This window comes from Trichococcus paludicola (assembly GCF_003052295.1).
Lineage (GTDB): Bacteria > Bacillota > Bacilli > Lactobacillales > Aerococcaceae > Trichococcus > Trichococcus paludicola.
Genome location: NZ_QBLC01000003.1, coordinates 36,879 through 57,462 on the forward strand (window position 1 = coordinate 36,879; position 20,584 = coordinate 57,462).

Below are 20,584 nucleotides of genomic sequence, written 5' to 3' on the forward strand. Positions count from 1 at the left end.
GCCTACCGGGCTATCACGCGCTTGTTCATTTTTTTATTCAAAGTCTATTCGATTTCGCCTTCATCGGCTTCGTCGTAAGCTGGGGAGACCGGACGCTCCACGTAGTCCTCCTCGCCGATTTCAAAGACGACACGGCCATTCATGACATCCGTAACAGCATCCTGGAAATGGCTGATGTCCTCAGTAGGGATGCCGCACAAAAAACAAACCTGGTCGGTGTATTGGGCCTCAATCAGAGTATAGGCCGATTGCGCTAAGTAATTCTCCAATTTTCCGGATGCGGAATAGGAAACGATGCAGCCGACTTTTGTCTGGAGGCTGCGGACAACGATGCCGATGTCCTTCAGTGCTGACGATACGGAGCGGCTGTAGGCACGAATCAATCCGCCGGCACCGAGCTTTGTTCCGCCGAAATAGCGGGTGACGACGGCTGCGACGTAACGCAGATCGTTTTTCTTGAGCACTTCCAACATCGGGACGCCAGCTGTTCCGGATGGTTCACCGTCGTCGTGGGCGCGTTGGATGTCGTTCTGGTCGCCGACCAGGTAAGCGGAACAGTTGTGCGTCGCTTTCCAGTGCTCTTTTTTGATGGCTTGGATGAATTCTTTGGCCTCGTCTTCGGAATGGACACGTTTGAGGCTGCAGATGAAGCGGGAGCCCTTGATGATGATCTCTGAAACGCCGCTTTCTGCGATAGTGTGATAGGTTGTCAGCATAGTCTTTAGCCTCCAATATGTTGTTCAATCTCATTTTACCACAGAGGGGCTCGGATGACAGGCCACGAACAAGGAAAGGGACTTTCCGAACATTTCCATTTGTGGTATTGTTAGATGGAATAGACCAAACGGCCATAGGGGTCGATGGAAAGGTGATCTGCGTGAAAGCTACAGATTTAATCGATGTACTCAAGATGAAAAAAGTTGTTGGGAGCTTGGATCCCGATTTGAATATTGGAAAAATTAGTCAGGATTCCCGCGATATCCAATCGGGGGATCTGTTTGTCTGTATCGACGGTACGCAAGTCGATGGCCACAATTACGTTGAGAAGGCAGTCGCCAACGGTGCGGGCTTGATTGTTGCCCATAAGGATATCCAAAGATTGGCAGCGACTGTCCCGGTTGTATATGTTCCCGATACGGACAAAGCAATGGGCCTGCTTGCGAATCACTTTTATGCTTACCCGAGTGAGGCGATGAAAGTCATCGGCGTCACAGGGACCAATGGGAAGACGACAGTGACCTATTTGGTGGAAGCCATCCTTAAGGCGATGGATAAAAAAACCGGGTTGATGGGCACCATCGAAATGCATATCGGCGACGAAGTGCACAAAACGAAAAATACGACGCCCGACAGCATCACGATGCAAAAAGCCCTGCACCTTATGGTTGAGAAGAAGACGGAATACTTCACGCTGGAGCTTTCCTCAATTGCTTTGGAAATGGGCAGAGCGTGGGGCCTTGATCTGGATGTCGCAATCATGACGAACTTGACGCATGAACACATGGAATTCCATCACACGATGGAAGCCTATGCCGAAGCGAAAAAACTGCTCTTCTCCCAACTAGGGAACGGCCGCAAAAACGGACGTACGAAAGCGGCGGTTCTGAATGCGGATGATGAAACGATCCACAGCTACCGCATCGCTACGGCGGCAGAAGTCATTTCTTACAGCGTAAAGGATGAAACGGCTGATTTCTTTGCAGCAGATATCACATACAGCCGGACGCAGACCCGCTTCAATCTGGTCGTAAATGGGGAACGTTATCCGGTCGTGACGAACTTGGTGGGGCTTTATAATGTTTCCAATACATTGGCTGCGCTGGCGGCTGTATATGCTCTGGGCATTCCTTTGGAGGATGCATCAAAAGCGGTCGCGTCATTGTCTGGTGTTACCGGCAGATTGGAGATTGTCCCTGGTGCGAGCGACATCGGTGTCTATGTCGATTTTGCCCATTCGCCTGATGCGATGGAAAAAGTATTGAGTGTGGTGCGCGAGTTCACCCAAGGAAGAGTCATTTCCGTTTTCGGGGGCGCTGGGGAACGGGAGCATGAAAAACGCCCAATCATGGCCCACATCGGTACGGAACTCTCCGATTATGTGGTCCTGACTACGGATGATACCGGGAAAGAACCGCAGGAACAGATCATCTCAATGATGCTTACCGGCATTGAAAAGGACAACTATGAATATATCGAAAACCGCAAGGAAGCCATCGTGCACGCGATCACCATCGCAGAACCGGGAGATACGGTCATCCTGCTGGGGCGTGGACATGAGGCTGATTACAACGACAGAGGCAGAATGATTCGACTGTTGGACAGTGAAGTGGCGGCTGAAGCCATTGAATTGCGTAACCAGAGGCTTGTCGACAAAGCCTAAATGCAGAGAATTACCGCATAATATATGGTGGTTAAGCTAAATAACGAGCAGAAAGTTTGAGGATTTCCATGAAAATTGCAGTAGTAACGGACAGTACCGCTTATCTGACGGCTGAAATACGCCAGCGGCATCATATTCATATGCTGCCATTAGTCGTGAATATCGGAGAAAAATCATATGAAGAAGAAATAGATTTGGTTGCTGAGGATTTTTATGCCTTGATGAAATCGTCTGAAGATTTCCCGAAGAGCTCTCAACCAGCAGTGGGTGCCATGCATGAGCTCTATGAAGAACTGGCGAAGGATCATGATGCAATCATCAGTGTCCACCTCTCAAGCGGCATCAGTGGTACTTACCAGAATGTGGCCTCATTAAGCAGAGAATATCCTGAATTCAACATCCATCCCTTCGATTCTGAAATCAGCTGCTACGTCCAGGCTCGCTTCGTCTTGGAGGCGGCAAGATTGGCTGCTGCCGGTATTGAACCGGAGCAGATCATTGTGCGATTGAACCATATGAAGAAACGTTCCCGCGCTTACTTTATGGTGGACGATCTGATGAACCTGCAACGCGGCGGCAGATTATCCGGTGGGGCGGCTGTCATCGGCTCTATCATGAAGATTAAGCCAGTGCTGCATTTTTCGGACAAAAAGATAGTCGTTTTTGAAAAAATCAGAACCAACGCAAGGGCGTTGCGACGGATCGAAGAACTGTTGGGCAAGACGGCTTCAAAAGCGGATTATCCGATTATCGCAACGGTCATCCATGGAAATATTCCCGAGAAAGGGCAAGATTGGCTGGAACATCTCCAAGGAGAGTTTCCGGACATCCGCTTCGAATTGAGTTATTTCGGTCCTGTCATCGGGACACATTTAGGCGAGGGTGCACTGGGGTTGACCTGGACGGAAGACACCGAATTGAGCTATCCGATATAAGCACTAAATCATTATGGCAATCATATATTCATCCGGGAGGAAGGGCCATTGGGGTCCTGGCCTTCCTGTTTTTTTCTGTGGGGAATTTCGGACTGGTTTTTTAACAGATAGTGGGGGTGCTTTTGTGAGAGTATTTATCGGCGTAAGATTGCCTGAAGGCATCAAAGAACAGCTGGTTTCCGTTCAGGGAGAAGTGAAACGTGCCAGCCTCAAAGGATCATTCACGGATCCGGACAACTTTCATTTGACGATGCGTTTTATCGGGGAAGTGGATCTGGATCAGAAAATCACAATCGAAACGGCGTTGGCTCGCTGCACCAAAAATCAGGTGCCCTTTCTGGTCGAAACTGCTAGGTTGGGTTATTTTTTCAAAAAAAACAAGTGGATCATCTGGATGGGCATCAAAGAAAACAGTCAGCTCCGAAAACTCTATGATCAGCTTAACGCGGAACTTTTGGTGCATGCAACGACAGTTGCCGACGAGGTTGCTTTCATTCCGCACCTCACGCTCGGTAGGGGGATTGTACTGTCGCAGGAGTGGGAAACACTTAGTGAAGTGCCGCTGCCCTTTGACCAGAAAATCCCGGTCACCGGGCTGACGCTGTTCGAAAGTGTGCGGTTGAACGGTAAGCTGGTTTACCGCCCGATTGCTGATTTCCCGTTCAACGGTCAGACCATTCAGTCAGCATCCAGCAAACCAATAAATCCTTAACCGGAAACAGAAAGGCGTCACTCTTCGTATAGTCAGCGGAAGAGTGGCGGCTTTTTTTGCGTATGCTATCCAGGGAAGGGGAGGATGGCATGGACGGAAAAGAACTTTACGGCAGGGAATTGATGAAGGGCGAGTGTCGCACTGCAGACAAAGCACTGCTGAATATGGCTGAGAAACGACCCGGCTTGGTCAGCGTGAACGGGAAGCGGGCATGTTCCCGCTGCGGAAACCAAGACCGGAAAAACTTCCAGGCAGCGCCATGCTCTTGCGGAACTGCTTGTTTTTATTGCTTAAGTTGCCTGAACATGGGGAAAATCAAATGCTGTACAGCCCTCTATCATCTGCCGGAAACCAACTCGTTCGTATGGCCCAGCGAGCCGATTCTGCAATGGAAAGGGCAGTTGTCTTCGGAACAGAAACGTGCATCGGATGAAATCGTGGTGACGGTCCATGCTGAAGAGACACGCCTGATCTGGGCCGTTGCCGGTTCTGGGAAGACCGAGATGATCTTTGAAGGGATCGCAGCCTGTCTGCGCAAAGGTGGGAGAGTCTGCCTAGCCTCCCCGCGTGTGGACGTTTGTCTGGAACTGGCCCCACGGATCAAGCGAGCTTTCCCGGACGTCCCTTTGGCCTTGCTGTATGGAGGCAATGAGGAGGGCTACAGCTACACGCCACTGGTCATCGCCACGACCCATCAACTGCTGCGTTTCCGGGAAGCGTTCGACCTCCTGATAATCGACGAAATCGATTCCTTCCCATACCACAACGATGCGAGCCTCCAGTTCGGGGCGCAAAAATCCAGAAAAAAAGCGAGCGCGCTGATTTATTTGACGGCAACCCCATCTCGGGCCATGCAAGATGACATCAAGCGTGGCAGATTGGCAGCGACGGTATTGCCTGCCCGCTATCACGGCTTTGCGTTGCCCGAACCAGAGTGTCTGTGGGTCGGGAACTGGCGCAAGGCCATCACCAAAAAGAAAACGGCTCGATTCCTTACACTGATTCGAAGGCAACTCCAAACGAATCGGCGCTTTCTGCTTTTTTTACCGCATATCAAGCTGATGGAAGAGCTGGATGGTTGGTTGAGGGAACTTTTTCCGGACAAGCAGTTCACCTGCGTTTCGGCGAGCGACCCTGATCGCGAGGAGAAAGTGAAAAGAATGCGGACGGAAGAGTATGATTTTTTGATGACGACGACCATATTGGAGCGCGGCGTGACTTTCAGGGACATCGACGTCATCGTGCTTGGCGCGGAAGATTGGGTCTTCACGGAAGCCTCGTTGGTGCAGATTGCCGGCAGGGCAGGCAGACACAAAGACTTTCCGACGGGGTGGGTCTGTTTTGCGCACAATGGCGAAACGAAAGCCATACAGGGGGCAGTCCGGCAAATCCGCTTGATGAACCGGGATGCGGGAAGAAAGGGGTTGCTGAATGGGTCAATGTCTGTTTTGCCAAAATGAGATCCGCGAACTTTTGACCCTCCAAGAACTTTTCAGCTTCGGGAAAAAAGATTGCGGAACAATCTGCCGATCCTGCGATGAAAAGTTGCCGCGTTTAGCCGGTCAAACGTGCTGCCTAGGCTGCATGCGGCCGCAAACAGCCACGGAGTTGTGCGAGGACTGCCGGAGGTGGAGTTGCCGCTATCCGGAATTGACGATTGGACATCATGCCTGCTATGCCTACACGGGTGTCGTGAAGGACTGGCTGCAACGCTACAAGTTTCAAGGCGATTACCGTCTTGCCGGAGCATTCAGGAATGAGCTGAGGGCTCTCCAAAGAGCGCATCCGAAGGGACTGTTCCTCCCGTTGCCGATATCGCGCGCGAGTTACGAGGAAAGGGGATTCAGTCAATGCGAAGAGATGCTGAAACAAGCAGGAATCCACTACGCGCAATTCTTGGAAAACCAGCATGTCGGCGAAAAACAGTCCGAAAAAAACAGGCAAGAACGACTGCTGACAACGCAGCCATTTTTGATGTTGGATGAGCACAAAAAATATCTTCAGCAGGAAATTATTCTTTTTGATGACGTCTATACTACCGGAAGAACGCTCTACCATGCGAAAACTCTGCTGTACAAGCAAGGATTCAGATTGGTGCGTTCCGTGACAATCGCAAGATAAGCAATCATAAACATTGAAATGTTAAGGCGCTTACATTATAATGAAGTTAAAGAAACCCCCTATGAGTGGTCCATAGGTGAGGGTTGTCTTTATCTGACGATGCGTCAGACGAAAGGAGAGAGTGCTATGTTTAAGTATAATGTCCGAGGAGAAAATATTGAGGTTACAGAACCGATTCGCAGCTACGCCGAGAAAAAATTAGGCAGACTGGAAAAATACTTTAGCAACGTGCCTGAAACAACTGCGCATGTCAACTTGAAAGTATATCCATTCCCAGCCGAAAAATCTGCTAAGGTGGAAGTTACGGTTCCGCTACCTTTCCTGGTTTTAAGAGCCGAAGAGACTTCCAACGATCTATACGGAAGCATCGATTTGGTCGTGGACAAACTTGAACGCCAAGTCCGTAAGTACAAGACGAAGATTCACCGCAAATCCAGAGAGAGAGGATTTGATATCGGTAACGAGCCGAATCTGATCGAAGAAAAAATGGAAGACGATGAGAATCCGCTTGAAATCGTCCGCACTAAACGTCTTTCCCTCAAACCGATGGACAGTGAAGAAGCTGTATTACAGATGAATATGCTTGGACACAACTTCTTTATCTTCGAAGATGCTGAAACGAACGGCACAAGTATCGTGTACCGCCGAAAAGACGGCAAATTCGGTCTGATCGAAACCGACTAAATCTGAAAATAACGTCCCCCGCCCCTAATAAACGGCGGGGGGCTTTTTTTTTTGGCAACAGGTGTAAGGTTTTGTTGATGGGGAGTAGTTCACATTAATTAAAAGTAATGATAGAATAGTAGAGATAAAAGAATTATTTTTGCATCAGCAACGAACGACTTATACACGAATGCATACCCAGTGAAAATGATTGCTGGAATGAAATCAGACAGCAAGAGGAGATATAGAATGGCCAACTTTTTAAAGAAACTCATCGAGAATGATAAGAAAGAGCTACGTTCCTTGGAAGGCGTAGCGGATAAAGTCATCTCCTACGCGGATCGAATGGCCGCTTTGGATGATGAAGAATTGCGCGAACTGACCGAATCTTATAAAGAACGCTACAAAAAAGGGGAGTCTTTGGATGATCTTCTGCCAGAAGCATTTGCGGTAGTCCGCGAAGGCGCAAAACGCGTCTTGGGACTGTATCCTTATAAAGTGCAGATTATGGGGGGGCTTACCCTACATAAAGGCAATATCGCTGAAATGAAGACGGGTGAAGGTAAAACCTTGACAGCGACGATGCCTGTTTACTTGAACGCCTTATCGGGCGAAGGTGTGCACGTTGTCACAGTCAATGAATATTTGGCAAGCCGTGATGCGGTCGAGATGGGCGAATTGTACCGTTTTCTGGGGTTGACTGTTGGTTTGAACACAAACGGAAAGTCTTCTGAAGAAAAAAGAGAAGCCTATAACTGCGACATCACTTACAGCACCAACAATGAATTGGGCTTCGATTATTTGCGTGACAACATGGTCGTCTACAAAAATCAAATGGTGCAGCGTCCATTGAACTTTGCGGTCGTCGATGAGGTCGACTCGATCTTGATTGATGAAGCCCGTACACCATTGATCATTTCCGGACAAGCCGAAAAATCGACAGCACTCTATAACCGAGCTGATTTCTTCATCAAAGGATTGAAAGAGAATGAAGACTATACGATCGATTTGACATCTAAATCAATCGCATTGACGGATGAAGGCATCGAGAAAGCCGAAAAAACATTCCATTTACCGAACTTATACGATGTGGATAATACGCGCTTGGTGCATCATTTGGATCAAGCTTTGCGCGCGAACTTCATCATGCTTGTGGATATCGATTACGTAGTTGAAGACGGAAAAGTAAAAATCGTTGACCAATTCACTGGCCGGATCATGGAAGGCCGCCGTTACTCGGACGGACTTCACCAAGCCATCGAAGCGAAAGAGAACGTCGAAATTGAAAATGAATCGAAAACGATGGCCACCATCACTTTCCAGAACTATTTCCGTATGTACAAAAAACTGTCCGGTATGACCGGCACGGCGAAAACGGAAGAAGAAGAATTCCGGGAAATCTACAACATGAACGTCATCTCGATTCCTACAAACAGACCGATTGTCCGTAATGATTATTCGGATTTGTTGTACCCATCCTTGAAGAGCAAATTCAGGGCTGTTGTCGGCGATATCAAAGAGCGTCATGTGAAAGGGCAGCCGATCCTTGTCGGTACCGTAGCAGTCGAAACTTCTGAATTGCTTTCGCGCATGCTGAGCCAAGAAAACATTCCGCACCAAGTATTGAATGCCAAAAACCATTTCCGGGAAGCGGAAATCATCATCGGTGCCGGTCAACCCGGAGCCGTCACGATCGCCACCAACATGGCCGGCCGTGGTACCGACATCAAGCTGGGTAAAGGCGTCAAGGAATTGGGCGGTCTCTGCGTCATCGGTACCGAACGTCATGAATCACGCCGGATCGATAACCAACTGCGTGGACGTTCCGGACGTCAAGGAGATCCCGGTGAAACGCAATTTTACCTGTCGCTGGAAGACGATTTGATGAGACGCTTCGGATCGGAACGCATTCAGCAAGTCTGGAGCAAATTGAATTTGGATGACGAAGCAGAAGACGTGGTTATCCAAAGCAAAATGCTTTCCAAACAAGTGGAATCAGCTCAGAAACGAGTGGAAGGCAATAACTACGATACCCGTAAAAACGTATTGGAATACGATGAAGTCATGCGTGAACAACGTGAAATCATCTATGGACAGCGTCTGGAAGTCATCAACGAAACTGAATCGCTAAAATTTGTCGCAACAGCCATGATCAAACGTGCGATTGCGCGTGTGGTCGAAACGCATACCATCGGTGAGAAGACGACTTGGAACCTGCAAGGGATCCGCGACTTTGCCGGAGCTGCCCTAGTGCACCCCGACAGCATCAGTATGGCCGATCTGGAAGGCAAAACAGCGCATGAAATTGAGGAATACTTAGTTGAACGCGCAATGGAAGTTTACAAGACAAAAGAGACTCAATTGAGCCCAGAACAGATTTTGGAATTCGAAAAAGTCGTCATTCTGCGCGTTGTGGACAACAAATGGACCGATCACATCGACAATATGGATGAGCTTCGCCAAGGTATCGGCTTGCGTTCCTACGCACAGAACAATCCATTGACCGAATACCAAACCGAGGGCTATGATCGTTTCCAAGAAATGATTGCCACCATCGACTACGACGTCACCCGTATCGTGATGAAATCAGAAATCCGTCAAAATCTGCAACGACAATCAGTAGGTCAAGGCTCGAACATCATGCCGACGCGTGAGACAGTCGCTTCCAAAACGGAGCAACAGGAACAAGCGCGCAGAGCCCAGATCTCCGCAATGAGAATGCAAAAACTGATGGAAATCCAAAAAGCCAAACAAGCGGCTGAAGCAGCAGGAAAACAAGAGTCGCCCACCGAAGAATAACTAGCGGTCTGCGCAATCCACAGCTCAGCCAAAAAAATCAAGTCAATAACACTAATCGGATACAGCGCCAATCGAGGAGGGTCGGGATAAAAAACAGTCGCTTGTTTTTATCCCGACCCATCCTTCTTTTGTCGAATCTAGGAGGAAATCAAATGGAATTAAGTGAAATCAAAGCAATATTGGAAAGTTCAGAAACAAAAATCTCAAGCTTCAGGAGGTCTCTTTGACTTAGATGGCCTGGAAACGGATATAGCGGAATTCGACGATCGCATGTTGGATCCTGAGTTTTGGAACAATGCCGAAGCGGCGCAGGAAGTCATCAATCAATCGAACCAAATAAAAGTAGTCTACAATACCTACAAGAGTTTGGAAGCGCAGTATGAAGACCTAGAAGTCTTATATGAAATGGTAAAAGAGGATGAAGATCCGGAATACTTGGAAGAATTGACCGAAAAAACGACAGAATTTACGGAAGCGCTGGAAAAATATGAATTGACGATGCTGTTGAACGGACCGCACGACAAATCCAATGCCATTTTGGAAATTCATCCGGGTGCTGGCGGAACGGAATCCCAGGATTGGGGCAGCATGCTTTTCCGCATGTACACGCGTTGGGCCGATAAAAAAGGCTTTGACGTGGAGACGTTGGATTATCAAAGCGGGGATGAAGCCGGAATCAAAAGCGTAACGATCCTTATCAAGGGTTTGAACGCCTATGGTTACCTACGTTCGGAAAGGGGCGTGCACCGTTTGGTCCGTATCTCGCCGTTCGACTCTGCCGGAAGAAGGCACACCTCTTTTTGTTCGATCGACGTGATGCCGGAGATCGCTGCGGACGATACGGAGATAGAAGTGAATCCGGATGACATCCGTGTGGATACTTATCGCGCCAGCGGAGCAGGCGGGCAACACATCAACAAGACGTCCTCAGCTATCCGGATTACACACATCCCGACCGGCGTTGTTGTGGCGAGCCAGGCGCAACGTTCCCAATTCCAGAACAGAGATACCGCTATGGGGATGCTGAAGGCAAAACTGTATCAACTGCAAGAGGAAGAGCGTGAAAAAGAACTGGCAGCCATCCGTGGAGAACAAAAAGAAATCGGTTGGGGTTCACAGATCCGTTCTTACGTATTCCATCCTTATTCCATGGTAAAAGACCACAGAAGCAGCTATGAAACGGGTAATGTACAGGCCGTCATGGACGGCGATCTGGACGCCTTTATCGATGCCTATCTGAAAATGACGATGGATCAGGAAGAACTGTAACATACGCAACGAAATGAAAAATGGCCAAACGTGAGCAGGAATAATGAGGATTCAGCTGGACTTCTGAGAAACTATTGACACATACTTGTAAAGAAACTAAAACAGACATATTTACGCAACGTGCTATAATAGGGAAGCATTCTTGCGGCCACTGAAGCTTTCAGACCGGCAGCAAGGAAAAAAAGAAAAGACAGGTGATAAAATGATTGAAATGCTGAATGTCTCTAAGAAATACAACAACGGCATTACGGCGGTCAATAATCTGAGCGTGAAGATCGAGCAAGGGGAGTTTGTGTATATTGTAGGCCCAAGTGGAGCCGGCAAATCAACCTTTGTCAAAATGATGTACCGCGAAGTAAAACCATCCTCAGGAACAGTTCAAGTAGGCAAATATAATTTAACGACCATGAAGGAAAAAGAAATCCCGTTGTTGCGTCGTTTTGTGGGTGTAGTCTTCCAGGATTTCAAACTTTTGCCGAAACTGACCGTTTATGAAAACATCGCCTACGCGATGGAAGTAGTCGAAAAAAGTCCAAAAGTCATCCAGAAGCGCGTATTGGAAGTGCTTGATTTGGTTGGCCTGAAGCATAAAGTGCGGATGTTCCCGAATGAACTTTCCGGCGGGGAACAGCAACGGATTGCGATTGCACGTGCGATTGCGAATATGCCAGGCGTCCTGATTGCGGATGAGCCGACAGGTAACTTGGATCCGGATACGTCGATGGAAATCATGCGCATTCTGGAAGAAATCAACAACCAAGGCACGACAATTCTGATGGCAACCCATAACAGCCAAATCGTTAATGACATCAAACACCGTGTATTAGCAATAGAGAATGGCCGTATTGTCCGAGATCAACAAGAAGGAGAATATGGATATGAAATTTAGAACATTTATGAGACACATAAGAGACGCATTCAAAAGCCTGTTCCGGAATGGCTGGATGTCGATAGCCTCGATCAGTGCAGTGGCGCTGACCTTGCTGCTTGTGGGATCCTTTACCGGCATTCTCTTGAACGTGAACAAATTGGCTTCCGACGTCGAAAATGATGTGAGTGTAAAAGTCTACATCGATCTGGCGGCTGATCCGGCCGCGCAGGAAGTGTTGAAAACAGAACTGGAGAACATCGCCAATGTGGAATCCATCAGTTTCTCAAGCAAGGACGAGGAATTGGATAAAATCATCGGCAGCTACGGCGATGAGTTCGACCTGTTCGGTGGGGATGCCAATCCGTTGTATGATGCCTATGTCCTTAACACGACGGCTCCGGAGCAGACGAAAGCAGTAGCTGAAGCAGCATCCGCCATGCAGTATGTCACGCAGGTTGAATACGGCGGTGCCACAGCGGATAAATTGTTCGAGACGATTGCGACGATCCGTACGATTGGGCTTGTCATCATCATCGGCTTGCTGTTGGTTGCCGTATTCCTGATTTCCAACACGATCCGAATCACCATATTCTCACGGAGCACAGAGATTGAAATTATGCGTTTGGTGGGGGCAAAAAACAGCTTCATCAGATGGCCATTCCTGATTGAAGGAGCCGTTATCGGTCTGATAGGGGCATTGATTCCCATGACCTTTCTCGTATTCCTTTACCGCTTCATTTTTGATGTGAGCGGGGATTACTTGGCAGGCACGAACTTCGGCCTCTTGCCTCCGAATCCATTCCTTCTATACATCAGCCTTTTGATGGTGGGCATCGGCATCTTTATCGGGGCATTCGGTTCCGTATTCTCGATGCGCAGATTCCTGAAAGTTTAATAAATAATTCGAGTTCAAAAAAGGTTTCAGTCATACTATTGTATGGCCGGAACCTTTTTCTGTTGCATGAACGATTGAGGTTGAGCTGAAAAACAGCAGAGCGCAATTATTATTTTCGCACGCGAGGATTTCTATTAAAGCTTGTGGAATCTCCTGTACAGCGCACTTTTTGGAGACTTTTGGTTTAAGAAACAAAAATCAGCTAATGAAATCTGAATTGCCGTTTTCCAACATTTTTAGTATGCTGAAAAGGAAGCGAGCCGAACAGGAAGCTGAGGCGCTTAGAATACCGACATTTGCAAAATATACATGGGATGGCATTCGCCATCCCGGACCCCAATCGGTCAGAGGAGGACACATGAAAAAAGTTTTGATAGTGGATGATGAACCATCCATCGTTACATTGTTGGCTTTCAACTTGGAAAAAGACGGCTATGAGGTGACAACTGCCACCGACGGAGCGGAAGGCTACCGCTTGGCCATCTCGAATCCTTTTGACTTCATCATTTTGGATCTGATGCTACCGTCGATGGACGGAATGGACATCTGTAAACGTCTGAGACAGGAAAAATTTGATACACCGATCATGATTTTGACAGCGAAGGATGATGAGTTGGAAAAAATCATCGGCCTTGAGTTGGGTGCGGATGACTATATGACGAAGCCGTTCAGCCCACGTGAAGTGTTGGCCAGGATGAAAGCTATCTTAAGAAGGACAAACAAACCGGTTCCGGCTGAACCGGTTGCGGTTGCCCAACAGGAATTGACGGAAGATGAAACAGAAAAAATTGAAGTGGGCGAAATCACGATTTTTCCGCAGCTGTACGAAGTTCATGTTGAGGGAGAATTGATCGACATAACGCCGAAAGAATTTGAATTGTTGCTTTACATGGCGAAGCGCGCCAACCGCATCCTGAGCCGGGAACAGTTGTTGAACGCCATCTGGAATTTTGATTACGCAGGAGAAACGCGCATTGTCGACGTGCATATCAGCCATCTCCGCGAAAAAATCGAAAAAGACACCAAAAATCCGCAATACATCCGAACGGTCCGAGGCTTCGGGTATAAATTCGAGGTGTCGAAATAATGCATAAATTTACAAATCAATTTTTGGCCCTTTTTGTAGGCCTCTTTCTACTCCTGGTGACAGGAGTAGTTTTTTATACCAATCAAATGTTGGTGACCGCTACGGCTACCATCATAACAAACGGAATCGATAATCGCGCAAATGATATTTCCATGATGGTGAGTGAACTGTATATTGGAGATTCCGATACCGTTATTACGGCGGTCAAGGAAATAGGCGGCATCCAAAAATTGCTCGCAGAGGGGGATGCCATCGCCCTTTTGAATGAAAAAGGGAATTTGGTTTTTTCATCCAATCCTAGTATTGATTCTGCTGAGAAACAGCAGGATGTCAGAGAAATAAAAGCTGTCCTGAAAGGAGCCGCAAACGGCAGCAGTGGACTGACAGAGGACAAAAATGGGGACAGTGTATACCGGGCAGCGTTTCCTCTCTACAATGAGTCCGGCGATTTTGTAGGCATATTCCGTTTGTCGCATAATCTTTTCGAGTTGGAAGGATTGAAAGTCGATACATTGGAAGCGGCCTTGCTTTTCAGTTTAGTTGCGGTAATTTTGGCGAGCATCATCGCGCACAGTTTGACGCGGCGCCTGTCTGTGCCATTGGAAAACATCAAGACAATCGTGGAACAGATTGCAGAAGAAAATTATGAAGTGCGCTATTACGGAGCCGATTATCCTGAAATCTCGGCCCTAGGCGATAAAGTGAATGATCTCTCCGATAGTCTCCAAGAGAAAACACAGACAATCCAAGAATCAAATGAGCGGATAAATTTGCTGATGGATAAACTAGTGATCGGTGTTGTCCTGCTGGATGAGGAAAAGAGAATACAAATGATGAACCCCGCAGTTCAAAAAATTGTAGGGAAAAAAGATTCTTTGATCGGTCATTCCTATCTGGAGTTGTTCAAAAGCTACGGCGTGATCAGATTGATCGATCAGACCTATCATTTCAAAAAACATCTGAATGACGAAATCTATCAGTATTATCCTGATGAAAAGATTCTTGACGTGAATACGGTCCTCATTCCAGGCAATAAGGGTGAAAGGGGCGATCAGCTGATTGTTTTGCTTTACGATATTACGGAAATCAGACGATTGGAAAAAGTAAGAACGGATTTTGTGACGAATGCCTCTCACGAACTGCGGACACCAGTGACTGCCTTGAAGGGATTCGCTGAAACTTTGTTGGATGGAGCCATGAGCGACCCTGTCATTCTAAAGCAGTTTTTGGAAATCATCTATAAAGAATCCAATCGGTTGGATATGTTGGTAAACGACATCCTGGAACTTTCTCGCGTCGAACAAAAACAAGTGCCGATGCGCATCGAAAAGATCAACATAAACGAAATTACCCGCTCTTGTTTTCAAATCGTCAGTAAAGAGGCGGAAGAGAAAGAAATCACCCTCATGCTGAAAGCTGAAAAGGAAGTATATTTTGAAGGTGATAAGAGCAGGTTCGAACAGATACTGTCCAACCTGATATACAATGCCGTGAACTATACGGATCAAAAGGGGCATGTGACCGTCCATTTGGATCAAACGGACGAAGAAATCATCATCCAAGTCAAGGATACCGGCATCGGCATACCGGAAGAAGATCTATTGCGAATTTTTGAGAGATTCTATCGGGTGGATAAAGCCAGAAGCCGCAATACAGGAGGAACAGGTTTGGGTCTTTCCATAGTAAGGTACCTTGTCAAAAACATGAACGGATTTATTTCGGTCGACAGCAAAATGGGTATCGGGAGCACGTTTACCGTTCGCTTCCCGTATATCAGACGTCTAAATGAAGAGTAAAATGAAATTAAAGTTTGGATTAGATTAGAATTTTATAATAAACAGCCTTGTATTTACATAAAATTTACAATTTATGATGCTAAAGAACGTTATCAATAAAGCCTTTTTAACAAAAGGTAACGCTTTCTCGGGATTCTTCACACAAGCAGGATGAAAAGCATATTTTATCTCAACGTAAAATTTACAATTATACGTAATAAAATTAACATTCAGACGTTAGAATGAATTTATCAGCAAAGAACAAAATAATTCAAACAAAAAGGATGGTAATTTCAAATGAAATGGAATAATCTTAGCAAGTTAGTTTTAGCATTAGGCGTAAGTGCAACTTTGGCAGCATGCGGTGGCGGAGACGAAGCATCATCTGACGGAGCTACTGGAGTAGCAGGTACAATCAACGTTGTTTCACGTGAAGATGGTTCAGGTACAAGAGGTGCTTTCACTGAAATCACTGGCGTGTTGGGTGAAGATGCAAACGGCGAAGAAGTGGATAACACTTACTCCGAAGCAATCATCCAAAACGGTACGGAAGGCGTTCTTTCTACAGTTGCAGGAGATGCAAATGCAATCGGTTATGTTTCATTAGGATCTTTGAATGACACTGTTCAAGGCGTAGCAATCGACGGCGTAGAACCAACAAACGAAACTGTACAAGACGGCACTTACCCGATCGCACGTAACTTCAACATCGCTTGGAAAGGCGATCTTAGCGAAGTGGCTGCTGACTTTGTAGCATACATCCACTCTGCTGAAGGACAAGCAATCGCAGTTGAAGAAGGATATGTTGAAGCGAAAATGGACGGAGCTGCTTATGCAGGCGACGGTTCAATGAGCGGAACAATCTCAATCGTAGGTTCAACTTCTGTATCCCCATTGATGGAAGTACTTGCTGAAGAATACAAAGCTTTAAACCCTGATGTTCAAATCGACATCACTTCAAACGGTTCTTCTGCTGGTATGACAGCAGCCATGGAAGGTACTGCTGATATCGGTATGTCTTCCCGTGAACTGAAAGAAGAAGAAGCTGCTGAACTTACATCTGACGCAATCGCAGTTGATGGTATCGCAGTAGTCGTCAACAAAGAAAACACTCTTGCTGGCTTGACGCTTGAGCAAGTAAAAGCAATCTTCACTGGTGAAACAACTGAATGGGCAGACGTTCAATAAACTAACATTAGATTTCACTCAGACTGTATGAAAAGGCCAGATTAATCTGGCCTTTTTTTTTCATTAATGATATAAAAGTATAGAAAATGTATTATAATGTAAAGGAAAGACCTTCAATCAGATTCTGGTTAAAAAAAGGAAGGGGAACTTATGAAAAAGAAGTATTTTTTGGAAAATTTCATGAAATGGCTATTTTTTGCATCAGCACTTGTTTCTGTCATTTCGATTATTGTGATTTGTTATTTCATATTTGAGGGTGGAATACCTTTCATGCTCGATTATGGACTCGGTAACTTCCTGTTCGGAACAAAATGGGCGCCTTCAAACAGCACACCGAGCTTCGGCATCCTACCGATGATATTCGGTTCGATCGTCATCACGATCGGTGCGATTATTTTAGGAGTTCCAACCGGCATATTCACTTCGATTTTTATGGCTAAATTCTGTCCGCCTAAGTTGCATCAATTTCTGAAGCCGGCAGTCAATATGATGGCCGCCATTCCTTCTATCGTCTATGGTTTCTTCGCGCTCCAACTGATTGTTCCGTTGATGCGACAACTTGTCGGAGGAACAGGGATGAATATCTTGACGGCCTCCATCTTATTGGGAATCATGATTTTGCCGACAATCATCGGGATGTCAGAAGCTTCTATTGTGGCTGTTCCTAAAAGCTACTACGAAGGAAGCATCGCATTGGGTGCTACACATGAACGTTCGGTAATGCGTGTTGTTGTGCCAGCAGCTAAATCAGGAATCCTTTCTTCCGTCATTTTGGGAATTGGGCGTGCAATCGGTGAAACGATGGCTGTGATTTTGATTGCCGGAAACCAGCCGCGTATTCCAGAGAGCGTCACGCAAGGGGTTCGTACGATGACCACCAATATCGTTTTGGAAATGGCTTATGCTGCCGGGCAGCACAGAGACGCATTGATTGCAACTGCAGTTGTACTCTTCATCTTCATTCTGGTCATCAATGGTATCTTTTCAGTCGTTAAAAGGAGGGGAAACTAAATGGAATCGAAAATCATCAAATTCTTAGTCTATTTCTTTTCCTGTCTGACATTCGGTTCTTTGTTCTTCATAATCGGCTTCATTTTATGGAACGGGGTACCGAACCTGTCGCTTGAAATTTTTGCCTGGGAATACAAGACGAGCAATGTATCGATGATGCCGGCCATCCTCACCACCTTCATGTTGGTCATTTCGGCGTTGCTGATTGCTGCACCGATCGGAGTCTTCACGGCGTTTTATCTGGTCGAATATGCGGATAAAGACAATCGATTGTTGGATGTCATCCGTATCGCTACCGACACGCTGTCCGGGATCCCATCGATTGTTTATGGTTTGTTCGGGATGCTTTTCTTTGTAATCTTCCTTAATTTCCAATATTCCTTGATTGCTGGGGTTCTGACTTCAGTCATCATGGTATTGCCGGTCATCATCCGATCCACTGAAGAAGCTTTGATATCCGTCAAGGACTCGTTGCGTGAAGGCAGTTTTGCCTTAGGAGCCGGAAAACTCAGAACCATTTTCAGGGTAGTTCTTCCTGTTGCGATGCCGGGTATCTTGTCAGGTTTGATTTTGGGTGTAGGACGGATCGTCGGAGAAACGGCGGCTTTGATGTACACATTAGGTACATCCACCAATCTTCCGCAAAGTTTTATGCAGTCCGGCCGTACATTGGCTTTGCATATGTATGTACTTTCAAGTGAGGGCATGCACGTGGATGAATCCTATGCTACAGGGGTAGTATTGATCATAGTTGTACTGATCATCAATGCTATTTCAACATTCTTCAGTAACCGATTGACCAAGGGGGCAAAATAAATATGAGTAAAATCAGCATAAAGGATATGAATCTGTGGTATACAGATTTCCAGGCTTTGAAAAACATCAATATTGAAATTGAAAAAAATGAAATCACAGCATTCATCGGACCATCAGGCTGCGGGAAATCCACTTTCTTGAAGAGCCTGAACCGTATGAATGATTTGGTTCCAGGATGCCGGATCGAAGGCAGCCTGCTTTTGGATGGAGAAAACTTTTACGATGGCGACTACGATGTGAACGTGTTGCGTAAACGTGTAGGTATGGTATTCCAACAACCGAATCCATTCCCAATGAGCATTTATGATAACATTGCCTACGGCCCAAGAACCCATGGAGTCAAGGATAAAAAGACATTGGACGAAATTGTTGAACGCAGCTTAAAAGGCGCAGCCATTTGGGATGAAGTGAAAGACAACCTGAATAAGAGCGCCTTAAGCATTTCAGGTGGTCAACAACAACGTATCTGCATCGCACGCGCTTTGGCAGTCGAGCCGGAAGTACTTTTGATGGACGAGCCGACTTCAGCCTTGGATCCAATTTCTACAGCGAAGATAGAGGACTTGGTCCAGGATCTGAAAAAAGATTACACGATTGTCATGGTTACGCACAACATGCAACAAGCTGCTCGTGTATCTGATAAAACGGCCTTCTTCCTTACTGGAGAAATCATCGAAATGGGTGACACGAAAGCAATCTTCTCGAATCCAAAAGACAAGAGAACGGAAGATTACGTATCAGGAAGATTCGGCTAAATCATCAAAATATGTTATACTATTGTTAATTGAAATATTGGAGTGAGGTGGGGTACTGTGAGAAGAATTTTTGACGATGAATTAAATCAAATGAATGCCCAATTTACAAAAATGGGTTTTAAAGTCAATGAATCCATTTTGAAAGCAGTAAAAGCATTCATCAATCATGATAGAACCTTGGCGACTGAAGTAAAAGACAACGACAGAGACATCAATGCGATGGAAGTCGATCTTGAACGATTCTGTTTCCAATTGATTGCTTTGCAGCAACCAGTTTCGGCTGACTTGCGATCCATCATCACGGTCATGAAAGCTAGCTCGGATCTAGAAAGAATGGGTGACCACGCAGTAAGTATCGCCCGTTCTGTCATCCGCGTAAAAGAGGAGCACAGCAAGCGCATCCCTGAAGTTGAAGTGAAAATAGGTGAAATGGCTGAGGTTGTCAAATTGATGGTAGAGCAATCGATCGATGCGTATGTAAGACAAGATGTCCAACACGCAAAAGAAATCGCTGAAAAAGACAGCATCGTGGATGATTATTTCGTCAGCATCAACCGCTTTTGCCTGAAAGAAATGGCAAAAGATCCGGAAGTTGTTTTCGGTGGAGCCGACTACATTCTGGTTGCAGGTTATCTGGAAAGAATCGGAGACTATGTAACCAATATCTGTGAACGCATCCTCTATCTTCAGACCGGAAAATTGGAAGAACTAAATTAATCAGGCATTTCCATTAGAGAAGGACCTTCCCGTGATTACGGAGAAGGCCTTCTTTTTATTTTGGAGGGATTCTTAAACTTTCACGAATCAACGATAATTTGGTAAAATAAGCATAAAGCAACAGAAATAGGCATTACTTAAGCGGAAAAGTGGGGGAAGCTATGGGGGCAGGAAAAACAAGCGAAGTAAGGCCGAATATAATAGAAGCTGTGACGAAAATTTTCAAATTGATTGGCGATCCGACCCGTTTTTTGATTCTCCATGTATTGGAAAACCGGGAACTGAACGTAAATGCCATTGCAGAGGAACTGGATTTGGAACAATCGGCAGTGTCGCATCAGCTGAAAAAGCTACGTGAAGCAAAGTTAGTAAAGAGCAGAAGAAGCGGGAAAAATATCCTCTACAGTCAAGACGATCAGCATGTCTACGAAATCCTGCACTTAGCTGTCGAACATGCCGAACACGGCAGGGAAGAGGAGCAGAATGAGGCAGAGGCACGCTCCGCGGACAACAAACATCTTTGAACACCGGTGCGAACTAGTGTTCTTTTTCGGACTTGATATGGTATACTGAAAGAGAATAGAAAACAG

At 46.3% G+C, this 20,584-nt stretch carries 19 protein-coding genes; 18 read left to right on the forward strand and 1 reads right to left on the reverse strand.

Annotated elements, in window-relative coordinates:
* Positions 1–44: 44 nt before the first annotated feature.
* Entirely contained in the window at positions 45–716 is a 672-nt protein-coding gene (locus C7R56_RS05010; RefSeq protein WP_107995492.1) for a YigZ family protein, read from the reverse strand.
* 161 nt (positions 717–877) lie between these two features.
* Here C7R56_RS05010 and C7R56_RS05015 point away from each other — a divergent pair, with 161 nt between their 5' ends.
* The 18 genes from C7R56_RS05015 to C7R56_RS05100 all read left to right on the forward strand — a co-directional run bounded on the left by C7R56_RS05015 (position 878) and on the right by C7R56_RS05100 (position 20,518).
* Positions 878–2,380: a UDP-N-acetylmuramoyl-L-alanyl-D-glutamate--2,6-diaminopimelate ligase gene (locus C7R56_RS05015; RefSeq protein ID WP_159072162.1), complete on the forward strand. Its 1,503-nt coding sequence runs from the start codon at positions 878–880 to the stop codon at positions 2,378–2,380.
* Positions 2,381–2,448: 68 nt separating this feature from the next.
* Positions 2,449–3,315, forward strand: a complete 867-nt coding sequence (locus C7R56_RS05020) for a DegV family protein (RefSeq protein WP_107995494.1) — start codon at positions 2,449–2,451, stop codon at positions 3,313–3,315.
* Between the two features lie 124 nt (positions 3,316–3,439).
* Complete coding sequence (gene thpR / locus C7R56_RS05025) at positions 3,440–4,027, forward strand: RNA 2',3'-cyclic phosphodiesterase (protein WP_159072163.1); 588 nt, start codon at positions 3,440–3,442, stop codon at positions 4,025–4,027.
* 89 nt (positions 4,028–4,116) lie between these two features.
* Entirely contained in the window at positions 4,117–5,487 is a 1,371-nt protein-coding gene (locus C7R56_RS05030) for a DEAD/DEAH box helicase (protein WP_107995496.1), read from the forward strand.
* Positions 5,459–6,148 (forward strand): ComF family protein, encoded by a 690-nt coding sequence (locus C7R56_RS05035; protein ID WP_107995497.1) that lies wholly within the window; start codon positions 5,459–5,461, stop codon positions 6,146–6,148. The genes C7R56_RS05030 and C7R56_RS05035 overlap by 29 nt, the downstream gene beginning before the upstream one ends.
* A gap of 126 nt (positions 6,149–6,274) precedes the next feature.
* Entirely contained in the window at positions 6,275–6,832 is a 558-nt protein-coding gene (hpf, locus tag C7R56_RS05040; RefSeq protein ID WP_106449327.1) for a ribosome hibernation-promoting factor, HPF/YfiA family, read from the forward strand.
* Between the two features lie 228 nt (positions 6,833–7,060).
* Positions 7,061–9,610 carry a preprotein translocase subunit SecA gene (gene secA, locus C7R56_RS05045; protein WP_107995498.1) on the forward strand — a complete coding sequence of 850 codons (2,550 nt, stop codon included), beginning with the start codon at positions 7,061–7,063 and terminating at the stop codon, positions 9,608–9,610.
* A gap of 152 nt (positions 9,611–9,762) precedes the next feature.
* Positions 9,763–10,879, forward strand: a protein-coding gene (gene prfB / locus C7R56_RS05050) for a peptide chain release factor 2 (protein ID WP_199902984.1) whose coding sequence is annotated in 2 segments (ribosomal slippage) — positions 9,763–9,834 and positions 9,836–10,879 — 1,116 coding nt in all. Because the reading frame shifts where the segments join, the coding sequence is not laid out codon by codon here.
* 202 nt (positions 10,880–11,081) lie between these two features.
* Positions 11,082–11,768: a cell division ATP-binding protein FtsE gene (ftsE, locus tag C7R56_RS05055; RefSeq protein WP_086629500.1), complete on the forward strand. Its 687-nt coding sequence runs from the start codon at positions 11,082–11,084 to the stop codon at positions 11,766–11,768.
* Entirely contained in the window at positions 11,758–12,645 is an 888-nt protein-coding gene (gene ftsX, locus C7R56_RS05060) for a permease-like cell division protein FtsX (RefSeq protein ID WP_107995500.1), read from the forward strand. Before ftsE ends, ftsX begins: the two co-directional genes overlap by 11 nt.
* A gap of 358 nt (positions 12,646–13,003) precedes the next feature.
* Positions 13,004–13,732 carry a response regulator transcription factor gene (locus tag C7R56_RS05065; RefSeq protein ID WP_107995501.1) on the forward strand — a complete coding sequence of 243 codons (729 nt, stop codon included), beginning with the start codon at positions 13,004–13,006 and terminating at the stop codon, positions 13,730–13,732.
* Entirely contained in the window at positions 13,732–15,528 is a 1,797-nt protein-coding gene (gene pnpS / locus C7R56_RS05070) for a two-component system histidine kinase PnpS (RefSeq protein ID WP_234402585.1), read from the forward strand. Before C7R56_RS05065 ends, pnpS begins: the two co-directional genes overlap by 1 nt.
* 276 nt (positions 15,529–15,804) lie before the next feature.
* Complete coding sequence (locus C7R56_RS05075; RefSeq protein WP_107995502.1) at positions 15,805–16,695, forward strand: substrate-binding domain-containing protein; 891 nt, start codon at positions 15,805–15,807, stop codon at positions 16,693–16,695.
* 150 nt (positions 16,696–16,845) lie between these two features.
* Complete coding sequence (gene pstC, locus C7R56_RS05080) at positions 16,846–17,706, forward strand: phosphate ABC transporter permease subunit PstC (protein WP_107995503.1); 861 nt, start codon at positions 16,846–16,848, stop codon at positions 17,704–17,706.
* On the forward strand, positions 17,707–18,522 hold the full coding sequence (gene pstA / locus C7R56_RS05085) for a phosphate ABC transporter permease PstA (RefSeq protein ID WP_107995504.1): 816 nt from the start codon (positions 17,707–17,709) through the stop codon (positions 18,520–18,522).
* 2 nt (positions 18,523–18,524) lie between these two features.
* On the forward strand, positions 18,525–19,277 hold the full coding sequence (pstB, locus tag C7R56_RS05090; RefSeq protein ID WP_107995505.1) for a phosphate ABC transporter ATP-binding protein PstB: 753 nt from the start codon (positions 18,525–18,527) through the stop codon (positions 19,275–19,277).
* A gap of 57 nt (positions 19,278–19,334) precedes the next feature.
* Complete coding sequence (gene phoU / locus C7R56_RS05095) at positions 19,335–19,994, forward strand: phosphate signaling complex protein PhoU (RefSeq protein WP_107995506.1); 660 nt, start codon at positions 19,335–19,337, stop codon at positions 19,992–19,994.
* Between the two features lie 161 nt (positions 19,995–20,155).
* A complete protein-coding gene (locus tag C7R56_RS05100; protein WP_107995507.1) occupies positions 20,156–20,518 on the forward strand; it encodes an ArsR/SmtB family transcription factor in 363 nt (120 codons plus the stop codon).
* Positions 20,519–20,584: the final 66 nt, after the last annotated feature.